This is a genomic window from Streptomyces sp. NPDC001549 (assembly GCF_042894025.1).
GTDB classification, from domain to species: Bacteria; Actinomycetota; Actinomycetes; order Streptomycetales; family Streptomycetaceae; genus Streptomyces; species Streptomyces kutzneri.
The window spans coordinates 12715-32573 of record NZ_JBIAVJ010000007.1 but is presented as its reverse complement, the minus strand read 5'-3'; the positions used below and the strand labels follow the sequence as shown (position 1 = coordinate 32573).

15 protein-coding genes are annotated in these 19859 nt (G+C 74.9%); 9 read left to right on the top strand and 6 right to left on the bottom strand.

Annotated elements, in window-relative coordinates; translation table 11 throughout:
• Nucleotides 1–131: 131 nt before the first annotated feature.
• Both ACFY04_RS14075 and ACFY04_RS14070 read right to left on the bottom strand, forming a co-directional pair.
• The gene (locus tag ACFY04_RS14075; RefSeq protein WP_389116587.1) at nt 132–1760 is read right to left on the bottom strand and encodes a hypothetical protein; all 1629 of its coding nucleotides are present in this window, start codon (nt 1758–1760) and stop codon (nt 132–134) included.
• 69 nt (nt 1761–1829) lie between these two features.
• Nucleotides 1830–2024: a hypothetical protein gene (locus tag ACFY04_RS14070; protein ID WP_007262923.1), complete on the bottom strand. Its 195-nt coding sequence runs from the start codon at nt 2022–2024 to the stop codon at nt 1830–1832.
• 329 nt (nt 2025–2353) lie between these two features.
• Between ACFY04_RS14070 and ACFY04_RS14065 the strand changes: the two genes are divergently transcribed.
• Both ACFY04_RS14065 and ACFY04_RS14060 read left to right on the top strand, forming a co-directional pair.
• The gene (locus ACFY04_RS14065) at nt 2354–2776 is read left to right on the top strand and encodes an ankyrin repeat domain-containing protein (protein ID WP_389116585.1); all 423 of its coding nucleotides are present in this window, start codon (nt 2354–2356) and stop codon (nt 2774–2776) included.
• Nucleotides 2777–3107: 331 nt separating this feature from the next.
• The gene (locus tag ACFY04_RS14060) at nt 3108–4505 is read left to right on the top strand and encodes a HEAT repeat domain-containing protein (RefSeq protein ID WP_389116584.1); all 1398 of its coding nucleotides are present in this window, start codon (nt 3108–3110) and stop codon (nt 4503–4505) included.
• 137 nt (nt 4506–4642) lie between these two features.
• On the opposite strand, the gene ACFY04_RS14055 is transcribed toward ACFY04_RS14060, so the two are convergent.
• The 3 genes from ACFY04_RS14055 to ACFY04_RS14045 are packed head-to-tail and all read right to left on the bottom strand — an operon-like array spanning nt 4643 to nt 6919.
• Entirely contained in the window at nt 4643–5512 is an 870-nt protein-coding gene (locus tag ACFY04_RS14055) for a biotin-dependent carboxyltransferase family protein (protein WP_389116582.1), read from the bottom strand.
• Nucleotides 5505–6128, bottom strand: a complete 624-nt coding sequence (locus ACFY04_RS14050) for an allophanate hydrolase subunit 1 (protein ID WP_389116581.1) — start codon at nt 6126–6128, stop codon at nt 5505–5507. Before ACFY04_RS14050 ends, ACFY04_RS14055 begins: the two co-directional genes overlap by 8 nt.
• On the bottom strand, nt 6125–6919 hold the full coding sequence (locus tag ACFY04_RS14045) for a LamB/YcsF family protein (RefSeq protein WP_389116580.1): 795 nt from the start codon (nt 6917–6919) through the stop codon (nt 6125–6127). Before ACFY04_RS14045 ends, ACFY04_RS14050 begins: the two co-directional genes overlap by 4 nt.
• A 99-nt stretch (nt 6920–7018) precedes the next feature.
• On the opposite strand from ACFY04_RS14045, the gene ACFY04_RS14040 reads away from it, so the two are divergent.
• From ACFY04_RS14040 to ACFY04_RS14030, 3 genes are all read left to right on the top strand, one after another.
• Nucleotides 7019–8524 carry a hypothetical protein gene (locus ACFY04_RS14040; RefSeq protein ID WP_389116578.1) on the top strand — a complete coding sequence of 502 codons (1506 nt, stop codon included), beginning with the start codon at nt 7019–7021 and terminating at the stop codon, nt 8522–8524.
• A gap of 313 nt (nt 8525–8837) precedes the next feature.
• On the top strand, nt 8838–9740 hold the full coding sequence (locus tag ACFY04_RS14035) for a hypothetical protein (protein WP_373040000.1): 903 nt from the start codon (nt 8838–8840) through the stop codon (nt 9738–9740).
• 75 nt (nt 9741–9815) lie between these two features.
• Nucleotides 9816–14567: a hypothetical protein gene (locus ACFY04_RS14030; protein WP_389116576.1), complete on the top strand. Its 4752-nt coding sequence runs from the start codon at nt 9816–9818 to the stop codon at nt 14565–14567.
• 26 nt (nt 14568–14593) lie between these two features.
• Here ACFY04_RS14030 and ACFY04_RS14025 read toward each other — a convergent pair whose 3' ends face one another.
• The gene (locus tag ACFY04_RS14025; RefSeq protein ID WP_389116574.1) at nt 14594–15052 is read right to left on the bottom strand and encodes a hypothetical protein; all 459 of its coding nucleotides are present in this window, start codon (nt 15050–15052) and stop codon (nt 14594–14596) included.
• A 425-nt stretch (nt 15053–15477) separates the two neighbouring features.
• Here ACFY04_RS14025 and ACFY04_RS14020 point away from each other — a divergent pair, with 425 nt between their 5' ends.
• The 4 genes from ACFY04_RS14020 to ACFY04_RS14005 are packed head-to-tail and all read left to right on the top strand — an operon-like array spanning nt 15478 to nt 19816.
• The gene (locus tag ACFY04_RS14020) at nt 15478–18297 is read left to right on the top strand and encodes a nitrate- and nitrite sensing domain-containing protein (protein ID WP_389116571.1); all 2820 of its coding nucleotides are present in this window, start codon (nt 15478–15480) and stop codon (nt 18295–18297) included.
• Nucleotides 18294–18731, top strand: a complete 438-nt coding sequence (locus tag ACFY04_RS14015; RefSeq protein ID WP_329388063.1) for a roadblock/LC7 domain-containing protein — start codon at nt 18294–18296, stop codon at nt 18729–18731. The genes ACFY04_RS14020 and ACFY04_RS14015 overlap by 4 nt, the downstream gene beginning before the upstream one ends.
• Before the next feature lie 10 nt (nt 18732–18741).
• Nucleotides 18742–19209 carry a DUF742 domain-containing protein gene (locus ACFY04_RS14010; RefSeq protein WP_314253769.1) on the top strand — a complete coding sequence of 156 codons (468 nt, stop codon included), beginning with the start codon at nt 18742–18744 and terminating at the stop codon, nt 19207–19209.
• Nucleotides 19190–19816 carry an ATP/GTP-binding protein gene (locus ACFY04_RS14005; RefSeq protein ID WP_030016310.1) on the top strand — a complete coding sequence of 209 codons (627 nt, stop codon included), beginning with the start codon at nt 19190–19192 and terminating at the stop codon, nt 19814–19816. The genes ACFY04_RS14010 and ACFY04_RS14005 overlap by 20 nt, the downstream gene beginning before the upstream one ends.
• Nucleotides 19817–19859 lie beyond the last annotated feature (43 nt).

Genomic DNA, 19859 nt, shown 5'->3' with positions numbered 1-19859 from the left:
GGCGGGGTCGGGCGTGTGCCGGGGCGTCCCCGCAGGGCGCCCGGCGCAACCACCCCTCACGCTCCGGCCCCTCGCCACGTTCGGCGCCCGAGGAGATGACCCGGCGCGCGCCCGGCCCCGTCGCAACCGGCCTACGAAGCCTCGGCCGGCACCTCCGGAATCTCCGGGGCGTCCAGAGCCGAGCCCTGCGCCGGCGGCTGCCCCTGGAGCGGCTTGCCCGGCGTGCTCCGGTCCCGCCCGCCGCCCCCGCCGGGCGCGAGCCGACCCGGCAGCAGCTCCAGCACGGCCTGGCGGTACGCCGGGTGCGTGGCCTCGTCGTACGGGTCCGGGGTGGCGGGCACCTGAAGCCGGTGCACGGGCCCGGTGCCGAGCCGGGCGTACCCGCGCCCCGGCGGCACCTGGGCCGTCGGGGTGGTGTGCGGCGGCAGCCCCAGTACGTCGGCGACCTGCTGGACCGAGGACGGCCCGAGCACGACGCGGGCGCGGGTGTGCTGCCAGACGGCGTCGTTCAGCAGCTCCAGGTGCCCGAACTGCTCGGCCACCACCACCGTGACGTGCGCGGGCCGTCCGTGCCGCAGCGGCACCTGCAGCTGGGCCAGCGGGTCGGGGCCGCCCCCGGCGACGGAGAGGTGGGCCAGCACGCTCGGCTGGTCCAGCAGGATCCACAGGGGCCGCCGGGTGTCCTCGGGCGCGGGCCGTCCGACCTCGCGGGCCCGGTGGGTGGCGATGAGCCGCCGTTCGGTCTCCTGCGCGGCCCATTCCAGCGTGGCCTGCGCCCCGGTCGGCCCGCATTCCACGGCGAGGACGCCGGCCCGGCCGGACAGGCAGGAGTACTCGCCGCCGCCGCCGTCGACGATCAGTACGTCGCCCCCGTGCCGCAGGGCCTGCAGGGCGACGGAGCGCAGCAGGGTGGAGGTGCCGCTGCCGGGCTGGCCGACGGCCAGCAGGTGGGGCTCGGCGGAGCGGGGCCCGCTGCGCCAGATCACCGGGGGCACGTCCCGGGGCTCGTCGCCGTCCAGGACGGGCAGCGTGCGGTGTACGCCGCCGGCGTCGGTGAAGCCGAGCACGGTCTCGCCGGGGGAGGTGACGAACGGCTGGGCGGCGATGCCCGTCGGCAGCGCCGCCAGCACCCTCAGGTCGAGCTGGTTGCCCTCCTCGTCCCAGTCGAAGAGATACTCCCGTCCGCGCCCGGACTTGGCGTGCAGCAGTGCCTCGATCCGGGCCCGTGAGGTGGCCTCGCCGTCGGTGAAGTAGGCCGGGTAGCGGATGTGGAGCCGGGTGATGCGGCCCGCCTCGTCGAACTCGTAGCCGCTGAAGGCCTTGTCCCAGTCCCCGCCGTGGGCGAAGAGCGGACTCGGGTCCTCCGGGATGGAGAAGTACGGCACGAGGGCTTCGTAGAGGGAGCCGAGCCGTTCGGTCTCGGCATCGCTGGGTCCGGTCTTCGCCGGGGTGTGGTCGCGTCCGTGCCAGGCCGCCGCCGCCATGAGGGTGATCAGGGCGAGGAGGGGGCCGTAGGGGACGAGTGCGACCACCAGGACGCAGGCGGCTCCCAGGAACAGTGCGGGACCGCGCTTGTCCTTGGGGGTCTGCGACCACCGGCGCAGCCCGGCCGCGGCCAGGATGCGCAGGCCGCGTCCGATGACGAGGAGCGGATGGAGGACGTCCGTGGCACTGTCGGCGGCCGTGCGAGCGAGGTCGCGGCCCCGGGCCAGCGACGTGGTGCCGCTGCTGAGGATGCGGGGAAGTGGGCGCCGGGCCACGGGCGTCTCCTGGAGTTGTGGGTGTGACGGTGTTCCGGGTGCTGCTGGTGTGGCTGCCTGATGGCCGGGCTAGAGCTTGATCCCGCCGAGCAGGCTCGCGAGGCTCGCCGTGCTCGCCGTGATGCTCGGGGCGATGGCGGAGCCGGCGAGGAAGAAGCCGAAAAGCGCGCAGACGAACGCGTGCGTCAGCTTCATCCCGTCCTTCTTGAAGAAGAGGAAGCAGATGATGCCCAGCAGGACCACGCCTGAGATGGACAGGACCATGAGGTTTTCTCCTGGTTGGTGGGGACAGTCACCATCAGTTCTTCCAGGCTCACAGGAAGTATCAATGCGACAAAAGGTGCATACGAGTGAATTCCAGGGTTTTTCACTTGACCGGCTCAGCCCGGCCGGCACGCCCGGCGCGCAGGGGGCCGAAGGTGATCATTGCCTCGGTCCGACCCGGACATGTGCAGGCCAGGGCGCTACTCTGACGATTCACCCGTACGGACGCAGCGCCGTGCACCCCCTGCCCGCCCGGCCCCCGACCGGGTCTACGACGTCGTGACGGGTGGGCGGACCATGTCAGCAACGAGTGAAAGGCGGTACGAACCATGAGCGAGCGCGCAGCCGAGGGCTCCGGTTCCCAGGACGTCCCCGACGAGGACGTCATCGAGCTGGCCACCAAGATCTTCGACCTCGCCCGCCAGGGCGAGACCGAGGCGCTCACCGCCTACCTGGACGCCGGGGTCCCGGCGAACCTCACCAACGACCGCGGCGACACCCTGGTCATGCTCGCCGCCTACCACGGCCACGCGGACGCCGTGTCGGCCCTGCTGGCCCGCGGCGCCGAGGCCGACCGTGCCAACGACCGCGGCCAGACCCCGCTCGCCGGCGCGGTCTTCAAGGGCGAGGGGGCCGTCATCCGCGCGCTGCTCGCCGGCGGGGCCGACCCGAAGGCCGGAACCCCCTCCGCCGTGGACACGGCGCGCATGTTCGCCAAGGCCGACCTGCTGGAACTTTTCGGAGCCAAGTAGTCCGGTTTTGCCTGGGATCTGGCCCGGCCCGGGCACATCCCGACCTCACAGGTTGGTCACGGCGGCCATAAATGTGGTCGCGGTGCACAAACCGGCTGGGTCATCATGGCGTCGGATTCGATTCGCGAGCACGGGGGACGGGCAGAAGCGGGCGAGACACGAAGGGTGTGCCGGCCGGCCCGGCCTCCATGGTCACGAAGCACCGACGAGAGTGAGAAGGCAATGGTCTACATCGAGCGGAACATGACGGCGGACGTCCTCACATGCTGTTACGCGGCCCTGTGAATCCCGATTCCCGGTTGCGTCCCCAGCTTGATTTGAGGCCATTCCCATGTTCGAACCAGTCATAGCGCCGAGCGGTACCCTGCTCGGGCTCCTCCAGCGGGGCCGTGGCGACGGCACGCTGCACGCACTCGCGGCACCCAGGGCGGAGGCCCTCGAGGCCCTCAACCAGTGCGTGCTCCGCGACCCGCGCCAGGACTGGCAGGTCGAGAACCGCTCCTTGTACTACGCCCGGCTGTACCTGGACCTCGCCGGTCCCCTGGGCGAGATCGAGGCCCACCTCTTCAGCGCCGACGACCTCGTCGACGAAGAGGACCACCGCACGGGCCTCGCCCTGTCCGTCCTGGGCCACCTGGCCTCCTACGGCCGCGACGACGCGCTCATGCTGCTGCGCCGCTACGCCGCCTCCGGGGCGAACTGGGCCTGGGCGCTCGACGAGCTGGCCCTGCGCGACGACGACGAAGGCCTGCGGTCCCTGGCCTCGGCCGTCCTCGCCCGCTTCCCCGCCACGGCGGAGGGCGAGGCGCGGCTGGCCGCCGCCGTCCGCGACGCCTACGAGCCCCGCCCGTGGTGCCTGTGGGAGGAGACCCCCCAGTACGGGGAGCGCCTGCGCGCCGCCCGTCAGCAGGGCTCCTTCGACCGCTGGCAGCGCCAGATGACCCCGAGCGGGCCCCGGCCCGGCTGGGGCGTCCAGGCCGTCTTCGACTGGGCCGCCGGCGGACTGCGCCGCGGCACCCCGCTGCACGTCCCCGCGGCCCGCTGCCTCGCCGCCGTGGCCCAGCCCGAGGACCGCTCCGCCATCCTCGCGGCCGCCGCCGGCGCCGACGGCGAGGCCGCCCGGGCCACCGCCCTGCACCACCTGGTCCTCGCCGAGCCGGACAACCCGGCCGTGCTGGACCTCATCGAAGCCGCCGCCGACGAGCCCGCCGTGGCCGCCTACGAGCGCATGTGCGGCCCCGAGGCCGTCGAACGGGCCCGGCGCTGGGTCCACCGCCCCGACGCGCTCGGCGAGGCCGCCGCGGCCACCCTGGCCGCCCGCGGCGGAGCCGAGGACGCGGGACTGGTGCTGGGCGCCCTGCGCTCCACCGTGCGCGGTGCGGGCCCGGACACCCGGCGCCTGTTCGCCCTGGTGGACGGGGCCGGCCGGCTCGCCATCGGCTGCGCGGCCCCCGTGCTGCGCCACATCTACCGCGAGACCGCCTCGTCCCACCTGCGCGGCCGGGCCGCACGGGCCCTGGCCAGCACCGACCCCTCCTTCGCGGCGGGCTTCGCCGTCGAATGCCTCTGGGACTGCGAGGAAACCACCCGCGAGGTGGCGGCCCGCCACGCCGAAACGGCCGACGCCCGCGTGGCGCCCCGGCTGCGCCGCCTGGCCGCCGATCCGGCGGAGGAGGAGGACGTCCAGTCGGCCGTCCGGAGCCGGATCACACCGGAATCCGCCGTGTAGCCCCGCCGGCCCGCACCACGACGCATCTCGGCCCGGCCCCCGAACACGAGGGGCCGGGCCGAGCGCTGTGTGGAGGGCCCGGCCACGTGGCCGGGCCCTCCAGGCCGCGGTGCCCGGCCGAAGTCCCCTCGCGGGCCTCACCGGGACCTCACGAACCTGACCGGCACCCCCGGCCGGGCCTGCGCCGCCGCGTCCAGGGCCGGGCCCGGCGGGACCACGCCCACCACCGGGTAGCCGCCCGTCACCGGGTGATCGGCCAGGAACACCACCGGCAGCCCGTCCGGCGGCACCTGGACCGCGCCCAGCACCATGCCCTCGCTCGGCAGCTCGCCCGCCCGGGCGCGGACCAGGGCGGGGCCCGCCTCCGTGCGCAGCCCGATCCGGTTCGACCTCGCCGACACCCGGAACGCCGCCCGCCACAGCCCGGCCAGCGAGGCCCCCGTGAACCAGTCCGCCCGCGGCCCCAGCCGCAGCGGGAGCAGCAGCTCCGAAGGCGGCCCCGGCAGGCCGCAGGCGTCCGCCCCGGGGGCCGGATCCGGGCCCGGCGGGCCCACCGGCAGCAGCATCCCGGCCGACAGGACCGGCGGCCCCAGACCGGACAGCAGGTCCGTGGAGCGACTGCCCAGGACCGGCGGGCCGGCCAGGCCTCCCCGCACCGCGACGTAGCCGCGCACTCCCGACTCCGCCCGGCCCACCTCCAGCTCCGCCCCGGCCGGGAGCCGGACCGGCGCTCCCCAGGCCACCGGGCGACCGGAGATCCGTACCGGACAGGGCGCGCCCGTGACCGCCACGGTGGTCGCAGCCAGGGCCCGCAGCCCGACCCCGTCCAGGGTCGTCTCCAGCGCCGCCGCGTCCGGCGCGTTGCCGACGAGCCGGTTGGCCAGCGCGTACGCCGCCGTGTCGAGGGCTCCCGAGCGCGGGACCCCCAGATGCGCGTACCCCGGGCGCCCCCGGTCCTGGACCGTCGTCAGCGCCCCCGGCCGCACCACCAGCAGCCCCTCAGCCACGGCCGTCCCCCTCCGTGAACCGCACCCGGACCCCGGGCGCGAAGAGCGCCGCCGGTTCCCGCCGCGGGTCCCACAGCACCGTGTCCGTGGAGCCGATCAGCTGCCAGCCGCCGGGGGAGGAGCGCGGGTACACCCCCGCGTACTCCCCGGCCAGCGCCAGCGAGCCCGCCGGGACGGCCGTACGGGGCGTCTCGCGGCGGGGGAGGTGGAACCGCTCCGGCAGCCCCGTCAGGTAGCCGAAGCCCGGCGCGAAACCGCAGAAGGCCACCCGGAAGACGGTCGCGCCGACGATCCCCGGGACCTCCCGCGGGGCGACCCCCCACAGCCGGGCCACCTCCACCAGGTCCGGGCCGTCGTACCGCACCGGGACGGTGACCTGCGGCCCCTGCGCCGGCGCGAGCGGCGGCACCTCCCACCGCGCGATCCGGGCACCGAGCCCCGCCGGGTCCCGTACGCCGTCCAGCAGCACGGTCCGCGCGGCCGGTACGAGGTCCCGTACGGGACCCAGCTCGCCCGCGTCCCGGCGGCGCAGCAGCTCGGCGTGGAGCGCGGCGACCTCGTCCGCCGAGTCCAGTTCGATCAGCAGCGCCCCACCGCCCACCACGAGGGTCCTCACGCGAAGGCCTCCACCCGGACCCCGGCCGCGCCCAGCGCCTCCCGGACCCGGCGGGCGAGCCCGGCGGCCCCCGGGGTGTCCCCGTGCAGGCACAGCGAGCGCGCGGCCACCCGGACCGGCGACCCGTCGGCCGCCGTCACCGCCCCCTCGGCGGCCATCCGGACGGCCCGCGCCACGACCGCGTCCGGGTCGTGCAGCACGGCATCCGGCTCGCCACGCGGGACCAGCGTCCCGGCCGGCGTGTAGGCGCGGTCGGCGAAGGCCTCCGGTACGGGAGCCAGCCCGGCCTCCCCGGCCGCCGCGAGCAGCAGCGACCCGGGCAGCCCCAGCACCGGCAGGCCCCCGGTGGCGCCGGACCCGGCCGCCAGCCGGACGCCCGCGACCACGGCGGCGGCCTGGCCCGCGTCGTGGACGGTGCGGTTGTAGAGCGCGCCGTGCGGTTTCACGTAGGACACCCGGGAGCCGGCCGCCCGCGCGAACACCTCCAGCGCCCCGATCTGGTAGGCCACCTCGTCGGCGAGCTCGCCGGGCGGCACGTCCATGGAGCGCCGCCCGAAGCCGGCCAGATCGCGGTAGGACACCTGCGCGCCGATCCGCACGCCCCGCTCCGCGGCCAGCTCGCAGACGCGGCGCATGATCGACGGGTCACCGGCGTGGAAGCCGCAGGCCACATTGGCGCTCGTGACGACGGAGAGCAGGGCCTCGTCGTCGGTGAGCGTCCAGCGCCCGAAGCCCTCGCCGAGGTCGGCGTTGAGGTCGATCACAGGAACGGATGCGATCATGGAATCCATGCGCCGAGCGTAGAGCAGGCGGCCGGACCGGAGGCCGGGACGATCCGGCCGAACCATGCCGTTTGGGATGTTGTCAGTAACAGGACCTAGTCTTTGTCCGTGACTCTCCCCGCCCCGGCGAAGACCCTTCCGTCCCCGGCGCCGGGCCCGGCCGCCGACGAGGGCCTGGCCCGGCGGCTGCGCGCCCTCGCCTGCACCGCCCCGCTCCACGACCTCGACGTACGCAAGGCCAATCTGGCCGGCGAGTACGGGGTCTACGCGATGGCGGAGGTCGCGCTGGCCGCGATCGACCTGGTCACGCTCAACATGGACTTCGACACGGGCGCCGACCACGAGCAGATAGTGGCCAGGCTGCTGCCCCGTGTCGCGGCCCAGGCCCCCGCCCGCCCGGCGGCCGAGCACGAGCGGGTGGCCCGCTGGGTGCTGGAGAACCTGATCAACGTCGGCAGCGTGGACCGCGGTTTCCGCGCGATCTACGGCACCTTCGGCCCCGACGGCGTCTACGTGCGCCGGGACTACGACTTCAAGCTGATCGAAGAGGTCCCCGGCTACGGCGGCGTGGTCTACCTGCGCACCACCGACGAGGCCGTCAACGTCCTGGTCGGAGCCCTCGACACGGACGTCACCAGCGCCCAGATCGCCGCCGAGGTCAAGCTGGAGGTGCTGATCAGCCGCGGCCGGCTGGCCGACGCCCAGCTCGCTGCCGAGCAGGCCCGCTACCGGACGGTCCAGTACGCCGAAACCCTGCGCCGCACGCTGGACGCGACGCGCCGCAACGTCCGGGCGGTGGACTGGCTCCAGGCCGTGCCCGACATGATCGCCGAGGCCCTGGACCACGTCGCCGACCGCTACCGCCACGAGAACGCGATCCTGACCAACATCCGCAAGGCGCGTGACGAGGCGGAGGAACCGGAGAACAAGCGGCGCGCGGCCGAACTCGTCGACATCGTCAAGGACTGCATCCGCCGTCACACCCAGCTCCAGTCCCGGCTGCTGGACGCCGGGCCGCTGTTCCGCGCCGAACAGGACCGCCAGGCCTTCGCCGCCCCGGCACCCCGCTCCGGCATCGACCTGTACGGCCAGCTCGTCGCCCCGCTCCTGCCGCTCCCCCTGGAGCAGGCGAGCCGGGTGACCGCCGCCTTCTTCGCCTCCGGCGCGGGGCTGCGCACGCCCGTCTCGGTGCGGGTGGCCGACCTGGTCGAGATCCTGCTCACCCCGCCGGTGGAGCGCGAGCACCTCGGCGCGGAGATGCCCGAACCGGACCTCATCGCCACCCCGGACGACAGCCGCTTCAGCGAGGAGCAGCTCGCCGCCGCGATGGAGCTCCTGGACCTCCCGCACGACGCCCCGCGGCGGCTGTCCGGGCTCCTGGCACAGGCCCGCCGCAGCGATCCGGAACTGCCGTACCTGGTGGCCCTGCTGGCCGTCCACGCGGCGAGCCCGGCCGTCGGCACGGCCTACCGGCAGGGGGAGGAGCGGCTCCTCTTCGCGGTGGACGACGGCACGCGGCTCGACGACCCCGAATTCGGCGGCGCCGACCTCATCGTCGGCACCGCCCTCCTGGACGCCGCCGGCATGGCCGCCGACCGCGCGGAGGCCTCATGACCGCCGTCGCCTTGGCCTGGCCCGTCGTAGCCTGGCCGGCTCCCCGTTCAGCCCCGTCGGCGTTTGAGCAGGGGGTACCTCCCAGCGGTAGCCGGGGGAGGGTCCGGGCGGAGCCCGGTGCCCGGCGGAGCCGGGTTTTCCGGGGCTCCGCCCCAGACCCCGCGCCTCTAACGCCGGCGAGGCTGGATGTGGCGGAGCCGCCAGCCGGACGCCCGCGCGTCGCGAACCACGCAGGCGAGGCCGAATCCCATGTGCGGCTCTGCCGCGCCCTCCGTACCGCCCGAACGACCCGCACCGCCGAGGAGACGTACCCGTGAGCGACCACCACGCCGAGCACCCCGCGTGGAGCGAGCCCGTGCAGACGGTCCCGGCCGCGCCGGTCCAGGCCGCCGCCCCGGTGACCCCCGCCGACGCCGCCGACGCGGCCCGGCTCGTCGCCTTCGGGCTCCAGCCCAAGCTGCTCCCCGCCCGGGACGCCGAGTACGCGGAGCTGCTCCGCCGCTACCGCGAGGACCCCGCCTTCGGCCGGCTCGCCGATGCCGTCGCCACCGGCCTCGGCCTCGTCGTCCTGGAGGTGTCCCCGCGCGCCGGCATGGCCGTGGCCGCCGGTGAGGACTCCGTCTTCGCCGTCCGGATGGGCGACTACGCCCGCCGCACCGCCGCCGACTCCGCCGACCGCTTCCTGCACGGCCTCGCGCACCTCGCCGTGGCCGCCCTCGCCTTCCCGCGCCCCGAGGACCTCGCCGACGACGGCTACATCGGCCGCATCACCGTCAACGGCGTCGACGCCTTCGTCCGGCAGACCTGCCGCCGCCTGGAGGAGCGCGCCGAGGAGCTCGGCGAGAACACCGACCCGGCCTCCGACGCCCCCGGCCTGGAGGCCGCCTGGCGCGTCTACGCCCGCCGCAGCGCGACCGGCGCCACCAAGGACGCCCGCCGCCTCGCGGGTTCCACCACCGGCATCGTCGGCAAGGCGGCCGCCTTCCTCACCGACTCCGGTTTCCTCCAGCGCACCGGGGACGAGGCCGGCGGCACCTACCGCACCACCCCCCGCTACCAGCTCCAGGTCCGTGACATGGCGGGCAGCGCGGCGATGGCCGAGCTCCTGGAGCTCGGCGTGGTTCCCGTCAGCGACGGCTCCGCCACCCTGCTGCCGCCGCCCGAGGGCGACGACCTGGAACTGGCCGCCGACGCAGGGCTTCCGTTCCACGCCTGAGCCCCGGGCCACCGCGGCCCGCGCCCCGATCCCCGTACGTCCTGCCTCACCAAGACACCACGAGAGTCCGCCGCCATGTACGAGCTGTCCCGGATCCGCCTCTACTCCATCGGGCCCGCCGGTGCGCGCTACGCCGACACCGTGCTCGACCTGCGCGGAGTCGGCGAGCCGGTGCCCCACCCGGCTCCGACCCAGGCGGAGTTCTTCGAGGACGAGCCCACCGGCCCGCCGCGCCGGCCCGCGCCCGCCGGTGTGCTCTTCCTGGAGAACGGCGGCGGCAAGTCCGTCCTCCTCAAGCTGATCTTCTCGGTGATGCTCCCGGGTCACCGCAATACCCTCGGCGGCGCCAGCTCCGGCGTCCTGCGCAAGTTCCTGCTCGCCGACGACTGCGGTCACGTCGCCCTGGAGTGGCAGCACACCCAGACCGGCGAGTGCGTGGTCGTCGGCAAGGTCAGCGAATGGCGCGGACGCCAGGTCTCCAACGACCCGCGCAAGTTCGCCGAGGCCTGGTACTCCTTCCGCCCCGGCCCCGGCCTGAGCCTCGACAGCCTGCCCGTCGCCGAGGCCACCTCCGTGCGCCCGCCCGTCGAAGGCGCCTCCGGCGCCCAGGGCCGCCGCCGCACGATGAAGGGCTTCCGCGACTCCCTGACCGAGGCGGGCAAGGCGTACCCGCACCTGGAGGTGTACTTCGAGGAGATCCACGACCGCTGGAACGAGCACCTCACCGAACTCGGCCTCGACCCCGAACTCTTCCGCTACCAGCGCGAGATGAACGCCGACGAGGGCGAGGCGGCCGGCCTCTTCGCGGTCAAGAAGGACTCCGACTTCACCGACCTCCTGCTGCGCGCCGTCACCGACACCCGCGACACGGACGGTCTCGCCGACCTCGTCCACGGCTTCGGCAACAAGCTCGGCCGCCGCGCCGAGCTCATGGCCGAACGGGACTTCACGGCGGGCTCGGTGGACCTGCTCACCCGCATCGTCGAGGCCGCCGGAGCCCGCGCCCGGCTGCGCGACGTGCACGCGGGCGCGGAACGCCGTACGCGCACCCTCGCCCGGCGGCTGTCCGCCCGTGCCGCCGAGGAGCGCGGCCGGGCCGCCGAACTCGCCCAGCAGGTCACCGGCGCCGCCCACCAGGTCACCGCCGCCGAGTCCGCGCGCACCCGCAGCGCCGCCGTCTCCGCCGAACTCGCCTACCGGCACGCCTCGCTGGCCCTGACCGTCGCCGACAAGGCCGCCGCGGCCCAGCGCCGCGAACTCCTCGAAGCCCGGACCCTGCATTCCGCGTGGCAGGCCGCCGAGAACGTGCTGCGCCACCGGGCCGCCGCCGACCGCTCCGCCCGCGTCGCCGCCGCGATCCTGGAGGCCGAGCGGGACGCCGCCCCGGCGCTGGCCGCCCGCGCCACCGCCGCCGGCGAGCTCGTCCGCGCCCTGCACACCGCCGCCGAGCACGGTGAGCGGCTCGCGAACGAGGAGGAGGAGCGTTCCGCCGCCCTCCAGGCCACCGGCGAGGACGCCCACCGCGACGCCACCGCCGCCGCCACGGCCGCCCAGCGGGCCCGCAGCGAGGCCGAGCACCTGCGCTCGCGGCTGGCCGAGGTCCAGCAGGAGACCGCCGAGGCCGTCCGCGCCGGCTGGCTCGACGACACCGCCCCCGACGCCGACCCGGCCCGCGCGGCCCTCGCCGCCACCGACGCCGAGAAGACCGCCGTGGCCGCCTGGGACGAGTCCCGGGAAGCCGCCCGGGCCACCGCCGAGGCCGCCCGCGAGGCCGCCGCCGCGGAATCCCGCGCCGAGCTCACCGCCGCCCGCGCGGCGGACGCCGCCGACGCGGCCGAGGCCGCCCACGACGCGGAGCACCGGGCCGCGGCCTCCCTCGCCACCGCCCCGCGCCTGGCCGAGCTGCTGGGGCTCCCGTCGGTCCCCGCCTCCTTCCTTCCCCACCCGCGCACGCAGAGCGGTACCTCCGGCGCCTTCGCGGGCTCCGGCGCGCAGGCCGCGTCGGCCGGGGCTGCGCACGGACCGGCCGCGCACGGATCCGCCGGGCACGGTCCGGCCCCGGCCGGTCCCGCCGGCCGCCCCGACGCCGCCGGAGGCGGTGGGCTCACCGTCGCCGACCTCGACCGCAACGCCGACGACCTGCGCACCCTGCTCACCGACGGGGTCGCCGCGGCCGAACGCCAGCTCTTCGAGCTGCGCACCGCGGCCGCCGACGACGCCCGCATCCTCGGCGCCCTCGGCGACGGCGGCCTGCTGCCGCCCGGCCCGGACGTCCTGGCCACCGTGGAGTACCTCGGCGAGCACGGCATTCCCGCCCTCCCCGGCTGGCGCTACCTCGCCCAGTCCGTGGACCCCGCCGACCACGCCGCCGTCCTCGCCGCCCGCCCCGAACTCGTCGACGGCGTCGTCATCACCGACCCCGACACCCACGGCCGGGCCCGCGAGGTCCTCTCCGGCGCCGCCCTGCTGCCCCGCTCCACCGTCGCCGTCGGCACGGCCGCCGCACTGCTGGCCCCGCTGCCGCCGGCCGACGCCGGTGACGACTCCGGGGTGTTCCTCGTACCGCCGAACCCGGCCATGCACGACGAGCACGCCGCCGACGAGGAGCGCCAGGCGCTGCGCGCCCGCGCCGCCGCCCGCGACACCGAGATCCGCGACCTCGCGGCCCGCCTCGGCGGTGACCGCGAGCTCGCCGCCCGCCTCGGCTCCTGGCGCACCGGCTGCCCGCCCGGCCGCCTCACCGAACTCGCGGAAGCGGCGGCCGCCGCCCGGATGTTCGCCGAGGAGACCGACGCCGAGCTCGCGGAGGCCCGTACCGTACGCGCCGAGGCCGATGAGGCCGCCGCCGACGCGGCCCGGGTCCGGGAGGAGCGCCAGGATGCCGCCCAGCGCGCCCGCCGCGCCGCCGACGCCCTCGCCGGGCTCGCCTTCCGGCTGCGCGAGCGCGCCGGCTGGCAGGCCAGGCTCCGCGAACTCGCCGACGATGCCGCCGAGTCCGAGGCCCGCGCCGAGGTGTGCCTGGACCGGGCCCGCGCCGCCGACGAGGACCGCCGCGCCGCCCAGCGCGCCGCCGACGACGCCCGCCGCACCGCCCGCGCCCTGCGCGCCGAACGTGCCGAGATCGCCGGCGCCCCCGACCAGCTGCCCGACAGCGACGGTGACGGCCCCCGGGCCCCGCTGCCCGACCTGCGCGAGGCCTACCGCGCCGCCTCCCAGCTCTACGAGAAGGTCGGCGTCGGCGCCGACCTGCGCGCCGAACAGGCCCGCGCCGAGAGCGACGAGAGCGCCGCCCTGGCCGAACTCGACCGCCTCACCAACAAGGTCCGCACCCGGGCCGCCCAGCTCCTCGAAGGCACCGACGGTGCCGACGGCCCCTCCCGGCAGGCCGCGGCCGCCCGCGCCGAGTCCCTCGTGCAGATGCTGGAGACCCGCGCGTCCACCGCCAGCGAGCAGCTCGGCCGGCTGCGCGGCGAGGCCGAACGGCACGCGCCCACCGAGGGGGAGGCACACACCGAACTCCCCGGGGAGCTCGTCCCCGAGGACGTCGAACAGGCCCAGGCCCTGCTGCGTACGGCCACCGCCCAGCTCGCCGCCCACAGCGCGGCCGTGGAGAGCGCCCGGGCCGCCCACGCGGACCTGCTGCGCGCCCACCGCACCGCCGAGGACGGCGCCGGCGGCTTCGACGAGACCGCGGCGATGCTCCGGGACCTGCTGCGCGACCACACCCACCAGGACGACGAGCAGGAGCCGGTGCCCCATGCGGGCACTCTGGAGGAGGCCCGCCGGTCCGCCACCGAGGCCCGCCGCTCCCTGCGCGGCTGCTCGGCCGACCTCTCGGCCGCCGAGTCCGCGGTGCGCGAGGCGAGCGACATCCTGGTCCGGCACGCCAACGCCACCCGCTACGAGCAGGTACGCACCCCCGCGCGCCAGCAGATCCGCGAACTGCCCGCCTCCGCCCTGCCCGAGCACGCGGCGGCCTGGGCCGCGGCCTTCGCGCCCCGGCTGCGCGTCCTCACCGACGAACTGGCCCAGCTGGAGCGCAACCGCGACAGCATCGTCGACCGCCTGCGCGGCCTCGTCGAATCGGCCCTGGCCACGCTCCGCTCCGCGCAGCGGCTCTCGCAGCTCCCGGAGGGCCTCGGTGAATGGTCGGGCCAGGAGTTCCTGCGGATCCGTTTCGAGGAGCCGGACCAGGCCACGCTCACGGAGCGGCTCGGCGAGGTCATCGACGAGGCGACCCGCGCGGCCGTGAAGAAGAACAGCAGCGCCTCCTTCGGCGAGGGCCGCCGTGACGGCATGTCCCTGCTGCTGAGGGGCGTCCAGGCGGCCCTGGAGCCCAAGGGCATCTCCGTGGAGATCCTCAAGCCGGACGCGGTGCTGCGCGCCGAGCGGGTGCCGGTGGGGCAGATGGGCGACGTGTTCTCCGGCGGGCAGCTGCTGACCGCCGCGATCGCGCTGTACTGCACGATGGCGGCGCTGCGCAGCAACGACCGCGGCCGCGACAAACACCGGCACGCGGGCACGCTGTTCCTCGACAACCCGATCGGCCGCGCCAACGCCACGTACCTGCTGGAGCTCCAGCGGGCCGTCTCCGACGCGCTGGGCGTCCAGCTGCTCTACACGACCGGCCTGTTCGACACCACGGCCCTTGCCGAGTTCCCGCTGGTGATCCGCCTGCGCAACGACGCGGACCTGCGGGCGGGCCTGAAGTACATCAGCGTCGAGGAGCACCTGCGCCCGGGGCTGCCGCAGCAGTCCGCGGAGACGGAGACCATCCACGGCGAGATCACGGCAACCCGCATGTTCCGCCGCAGCGGCGTTTCCTGACGCGAGGGGACGCCGGTACGAGGGCGTCAGCGCGCGGAATAGCGGCCGGAGGCCGCCAGAGGGCCGTCCTCGCGGGGTATTCGGCCCGTGGCGGCCTTCCGGGCCTCCCGGGCCGCCCGGGAGGCCCGGGAGGCCTCCCGGCGGCGGCTGCGTGCCGTGCTGCTCGGCTCCGACAGGACCCCGTACCGCTGGTTCCAGGTCTGCCGGGTGATCCACACGTCCAGCACGCCCCAGGTGGCCACGATCGTCCCCGCTATCGCGCCGAGCCCCATCGGGAGGGCCAGCCAGGACCCGGTCAGGGTCAGGAAGAACGTGATCGTTGCCTGCGTCAGGGTCACGGCCACGATCAGCACCGCCCGCACCGCGGAGGTCCGTACCGAATCCGGCATCCGGCGCCGCCGGGCCGGCTCCTCGACCCACAGTCCCCGCCCGGCCGCACCGGCCCCCAGGCCCGCACTCGCGCCGCCGCCCTCGTCACTGCTCATGGTCCGCTCACTCCCCACCGCGCGGTCCGTCATGCCTGCTCGCCCTGCCTACTTGCCACGTCTGCCCACCACGTCCACCCCTCACGTCCGCTCCGACGTGCTCCCTCGAACAGACAGACGTTCGGCGGTGCCGAGAGATTCCCGGATCGCGGATACCCTCACGGCCCGGAATGATCGCGGAACGAACAATTCCAGCCATCCATCGGGTTGCGGGAGCCGACGCCCCACGGAGTGTCATCTGCCACATATCGGGCCGCAGTTGACCGGAAGTGTCGGACAACTGGTGATCTTCCTCCCAGGGTCAGGCCGAAAACGTCCGGACACGCCTTCGAAGCTGCCCCGCAGCAGTAGTAGGCTCACGCCGTTTAAATGACGGAACACCGACCCCCGGTAACGGGGTTGACCTGGGGGAGGCTGGGGAGGCCATGCGCTTTCGCGGGAAGTCCATCCGCCGGAAGATCGTGGCGTTGCTCCTTGTGCCGCTCGTCTCCCTGACCGCCCTCTGGGGCTTCGCGACAGTCATCACCGGCCGTGAGGCCGTCCAACTCTTCGACGTGGCCTACATCATCGACAAGGTCGGCTACCCCGTCGAGGACGTCGTCCGCGTCATCCAGAAGGAACGGCGCCAGACTCTGGTCGTCCTCGGCGACCCCCGGGCCGCCACCGCCACGGCCGAACTCACCAAGCGCCGCGCCGAAACCGACCTGGCCGTCGAGCAGATCAGCGTCAGCGCCCGCGACGCCAAGGTCATCGACGAGCTGAGCCCGCAGAGCGCCCAGCGCCTGCGCTCGATCGTCGCCGCCTTCCAGGGCATCGGCACCATGCGCCGCTCCGTCGACCAGAACGCCGTGGACCCCACGCAGGCCCTGGATCTCTACAACCGGCTGGTCGACCCCTGCTACGACTTCCTCATGAACCTCCACGGCCTGGACAACGTGGAGGTGGACAAGGAAGGCCGCGCACTCGTCGGCATCAGCCGCGCCCGCGAACTGCTCTCCCGCGAGGACGCCGTCATCGCCTCGGCCCTCGCCGCGCGCAACGTCACCGCTCCCGACGTCCGCCACGTCTCCGACTTCGCCGCCAACCGCAGCCTGCTCTACGAGTTCACCCTCGTGACCCTCCCCGCCGAGGACCGGGAGCGCTTCGAGAAGTTCTGGAAGGACCCCGAGACCCAGCCCCTGCGCGACGCCGAGGAACGCTTCATAGCCGGCGGCGCCGTCAACAAGCCGCGCAGCGTCACCGCCGCCCAGTGGGACGAGGCCTCCACCAAGGTCCTCGAAGACCTGGCCGCCATGAACACCGACGCCGGCAACCGCTACCAGGAGCGCATCGAGCCCGTCGCCATGGACGTCATGGTCCAGGCCGCCGCCGCCGGCATCCTCGGCTTCCTCGCCCTGACCGTGTCCCTGGTGCTCTCCGTACGCATCGGCCGCGACCTCGTCCGCGACCTGTCCCGGCTGCGCAAGGAGGCCCACGAGGCCTCCGGCGTCCGGCTGCCCAGCGTGATGCGCCGCCTCGCCGCGGGCGAGCACGTGGACGTGGAGACCGAGGCACCCCACCTCGAATACGAGAAGGACGAGGTCGGCCAGGTCGGCCAGGCCCTCAACACCCTCCAGCGCGCCGCCGTCGAGGCCGCCGTCAAGCAGGCCGACCTGCGCCGCGGCGTCTCCGAGGTGTTCGTCAACCTGGCCCGCCGCAACCAGGTGCTGCTGCACCGCCAGCTGACCCTCCTCGACACCATGGAACGCCGTACCGAGGACACCGAGGAACTGGCCGACCTCTTCCGCCTCGACCACATGACCACCCGTATGCGCCGGCACGCCGAGGGCCTCGTGATCCTCTCCGGCGCCGCGCCCTCCCGCCAGTGGCGCAAGCCCGTCCAGCTGATGGACGTCGTACGCGCCGCCGTCGCCGAGGTCGAGGACTACGAGCGCATCGAGGTACGCCGGCTCACGCGCCTGGGCATCGTCGGCCCGGCCGTCGCCGACATCACCCACCTCATCGCCGAACTCCTGGAGAACGCCACCGTGTTCTCGCCGCCGCACACCGCGGTCCAGGTGCACGGCGAACGCGTCGCCAACGGCTTCACCCTGGAGATCCACGACCGCGGCCTCGGCATGACCCCGGAAGCGCTGCTCGACGCGAACCTCCGGCTCGCCGAGACCCCCGAGTTCGAGCTCTCCGACACCGACCGCCTCGGCCTGTTCGTCGTCAGCCGCCTCGCACAGCGCCACAGCGTCAAGGTCGTCCTCCAGCCCAGCCCGTACGGAGGCACCACCGCGGTGCTCTTCCTCCCCGCGGCCCTGCTGACCGAGGCTCCCGAGACCAACGGCGCGGGCGCGCGGTTCGACGGTGCCCGCGCCGCCGCCAAGCCCCTCAGGTCCGACAAGGCCGGCCACCTCGGCCGCGCCGGGTCCGAGCGGCCCGCGCCCGCCGCCATGGAGCGCGCACCCTCCGGTCGCCAGCTGCCCGCCGCCGAACTGCGCGGACCGGTCGAGCTGGAGGCCCCGCTCCCGGCCGGCGGCCTGGACCGGCTGGACGGCCTCGACGCCGCCGCGCTCGACGACGCCCCCACGGCGATCACGAGCCGCATCGGCGCCGCCGACCGCCCGGTCATGGCGACGCTCGACGACGAGACCCCGCCGAACGGCATCCCGCGCAGCGCCCTCCTGGGCCTGCGCCCGGCGGACCGGCCGCACACCGACCGGCACACGGACCGCGGCGGCTCCCGCAAGGGCGACCGCGACCGCGAGTCGCTCGCGCCCACCGGCCCGGTCCGGCTGGACACCCAGCGCGTGGAGACCCCGCGTCCGGACGGCCCCCGCTCCCAGGGCGCCGCCGTACCGCTGCCGCGGCGCCGCCCGACCCCGACTCTGGTCGCCGAGCACGGCCGCCGGGTGGAGCCCCGCCCGGTGTCCGTGGTCCCGCAGCCCTCCCCGGCCTCCACGGCCGGACCCGATGACACGGCCGCCGCACCCGGCCCCGGCATCGGCGGGCTGCCCCGCCGGGTCCGCCAGGCCAGCCTGGCGCCCCAGCTCAAGAAGTCCCCGTCCGCCGCACCCGCCGAAGCCGCCCCCGACCAGGCGGCCGACCGCGACGCGGATGACGTACGTACGCGCATGTCCGCACTCCAGCGCGGCTGGACGGCGGGCCGCAACCAGCACGCACAGCAGAAGTCCGAGACCGAGGCAGGCACATCCGCCGCCGACGGTCCCGCGAACGAGAACGAAGGGGACGGTCGATGACCGCACCGCAGACCGGCAACGACACCAGGGGCCGCGGCTCCGGCCCGCTCAACTGGCTCCTCGACGAGCTCGTCGACCGGGTCGGCTCCATCCGCAAGGCGGTGGTCCTCTCCGGCGACGGCCTGCCCACCGGCAGCTCCAACGACCTGACCCGCGAGGACAGCGAGCACCTGGCGGCGGTCGCCTCCGGCTTCCACAGCCTGGCCAAGGGCGTCGGCCGGCACTTCGACTCCGGCCGGGTCCGCCAGACCGTGGTCGAGCTCGACGAGGCCTTCCTCTTCGTCATGGCCGCGGGCGACGGCAGCTGCCTGGCCGTTCTGGCCGACGCCGACTCCGACGTCGGCCAGGTGGCGTACGAGATGACGCTGATGGTCAAGCGCGTCGGCGATCACCTGGCGACCGCCCCGCGCACCGGGCTGCCAGCCGGAGGGTGAGTCGTAAGGCATGAGCGATTCAGGCCAGGACCACCCCACCGGAATTCCGGCCGGCTTCACCGTCGACCCGTCCTACTCCGACCCCGACCACCTGGACCCCGACCACGCGCACTGGTTCGACGACGACGCGGGGCCCGTCGTCCGCCCGTACGCCATGACCCGCGGCCGGACCAGCCATGCGGGCCAGCACCGACTCGACCTGATCGCACTCGTCGTCGCCGAACCGGCGGCCGACGATCCGGTCTGGGACATGACCCTCTCCCCGGAACACGCCCATATCCTCGGGCTGTGCCGGGGCCGACCGCAGTCGGTCGCCGAACTCGCGGCCGATCTCGACCTCGCCGTCGGGGTCGTCCGCGTCCTGATCGGCGACCTGGTCGACGAGGAACTGGTCCACGTGACCAGGCCGGTTCCACCGGCCGAACTGCCCGATGAATCCATTCTGCGTGAGGTGATCGATGGCCTTCGGGCGCTTTAGCCGCACCGGTGCCATGCACGCGGTGTCGCCGGTCGAGCCGCTGACCTTGAAGATCCTGGTCGCGGGCGGCTTCGGGGTGGGCAAGACCACCCTGGTCAGCGCGGTGAGCGAAATCAGACCCCTGCGCACCGAGGAACGGCTTTCCGAGCCGGGCGTCGGTGTCGACGACACCGGGGGAGTGGAGGGCAAGAGCACCACCACCGTGGCCATGGACTTCGGGCGCATCACGCTCCGCGAGGACCTGGTGCTGTACCTGTTCGGCACGCCCGGGCAGGACCGCTTCTGGTTCCTGTGGGACGAGCTCGCACAGGGTTCGCTCGGCGCCGTCGTCCTGGCGGACACCCGCCGCCTCGCCGACTGCTTCGCCGCCATCGACTACTTCGAGCGGCGCGCGATCCCGTTCGTCGTCGCGGTCAACTGCTTCGACGGAGCCGACCGGCACCCCGTGGTGACCGTACGGACGGCACTGGACCTCGACCCCGGGGTACCGGTGCTGCTGTGCGACGCACGGGACCGGGAATCCGTGAAGGACGTGCTGGTGGGGGTCGTGGAACACGCGATGTCCCTGGCCCGCGAGCGCCGCCGGAGCCTTTCGGCGGGAGCCTGACACGGAGGCGGCCCGTACCCCCGCCGACTGGGGTACGGGCCGC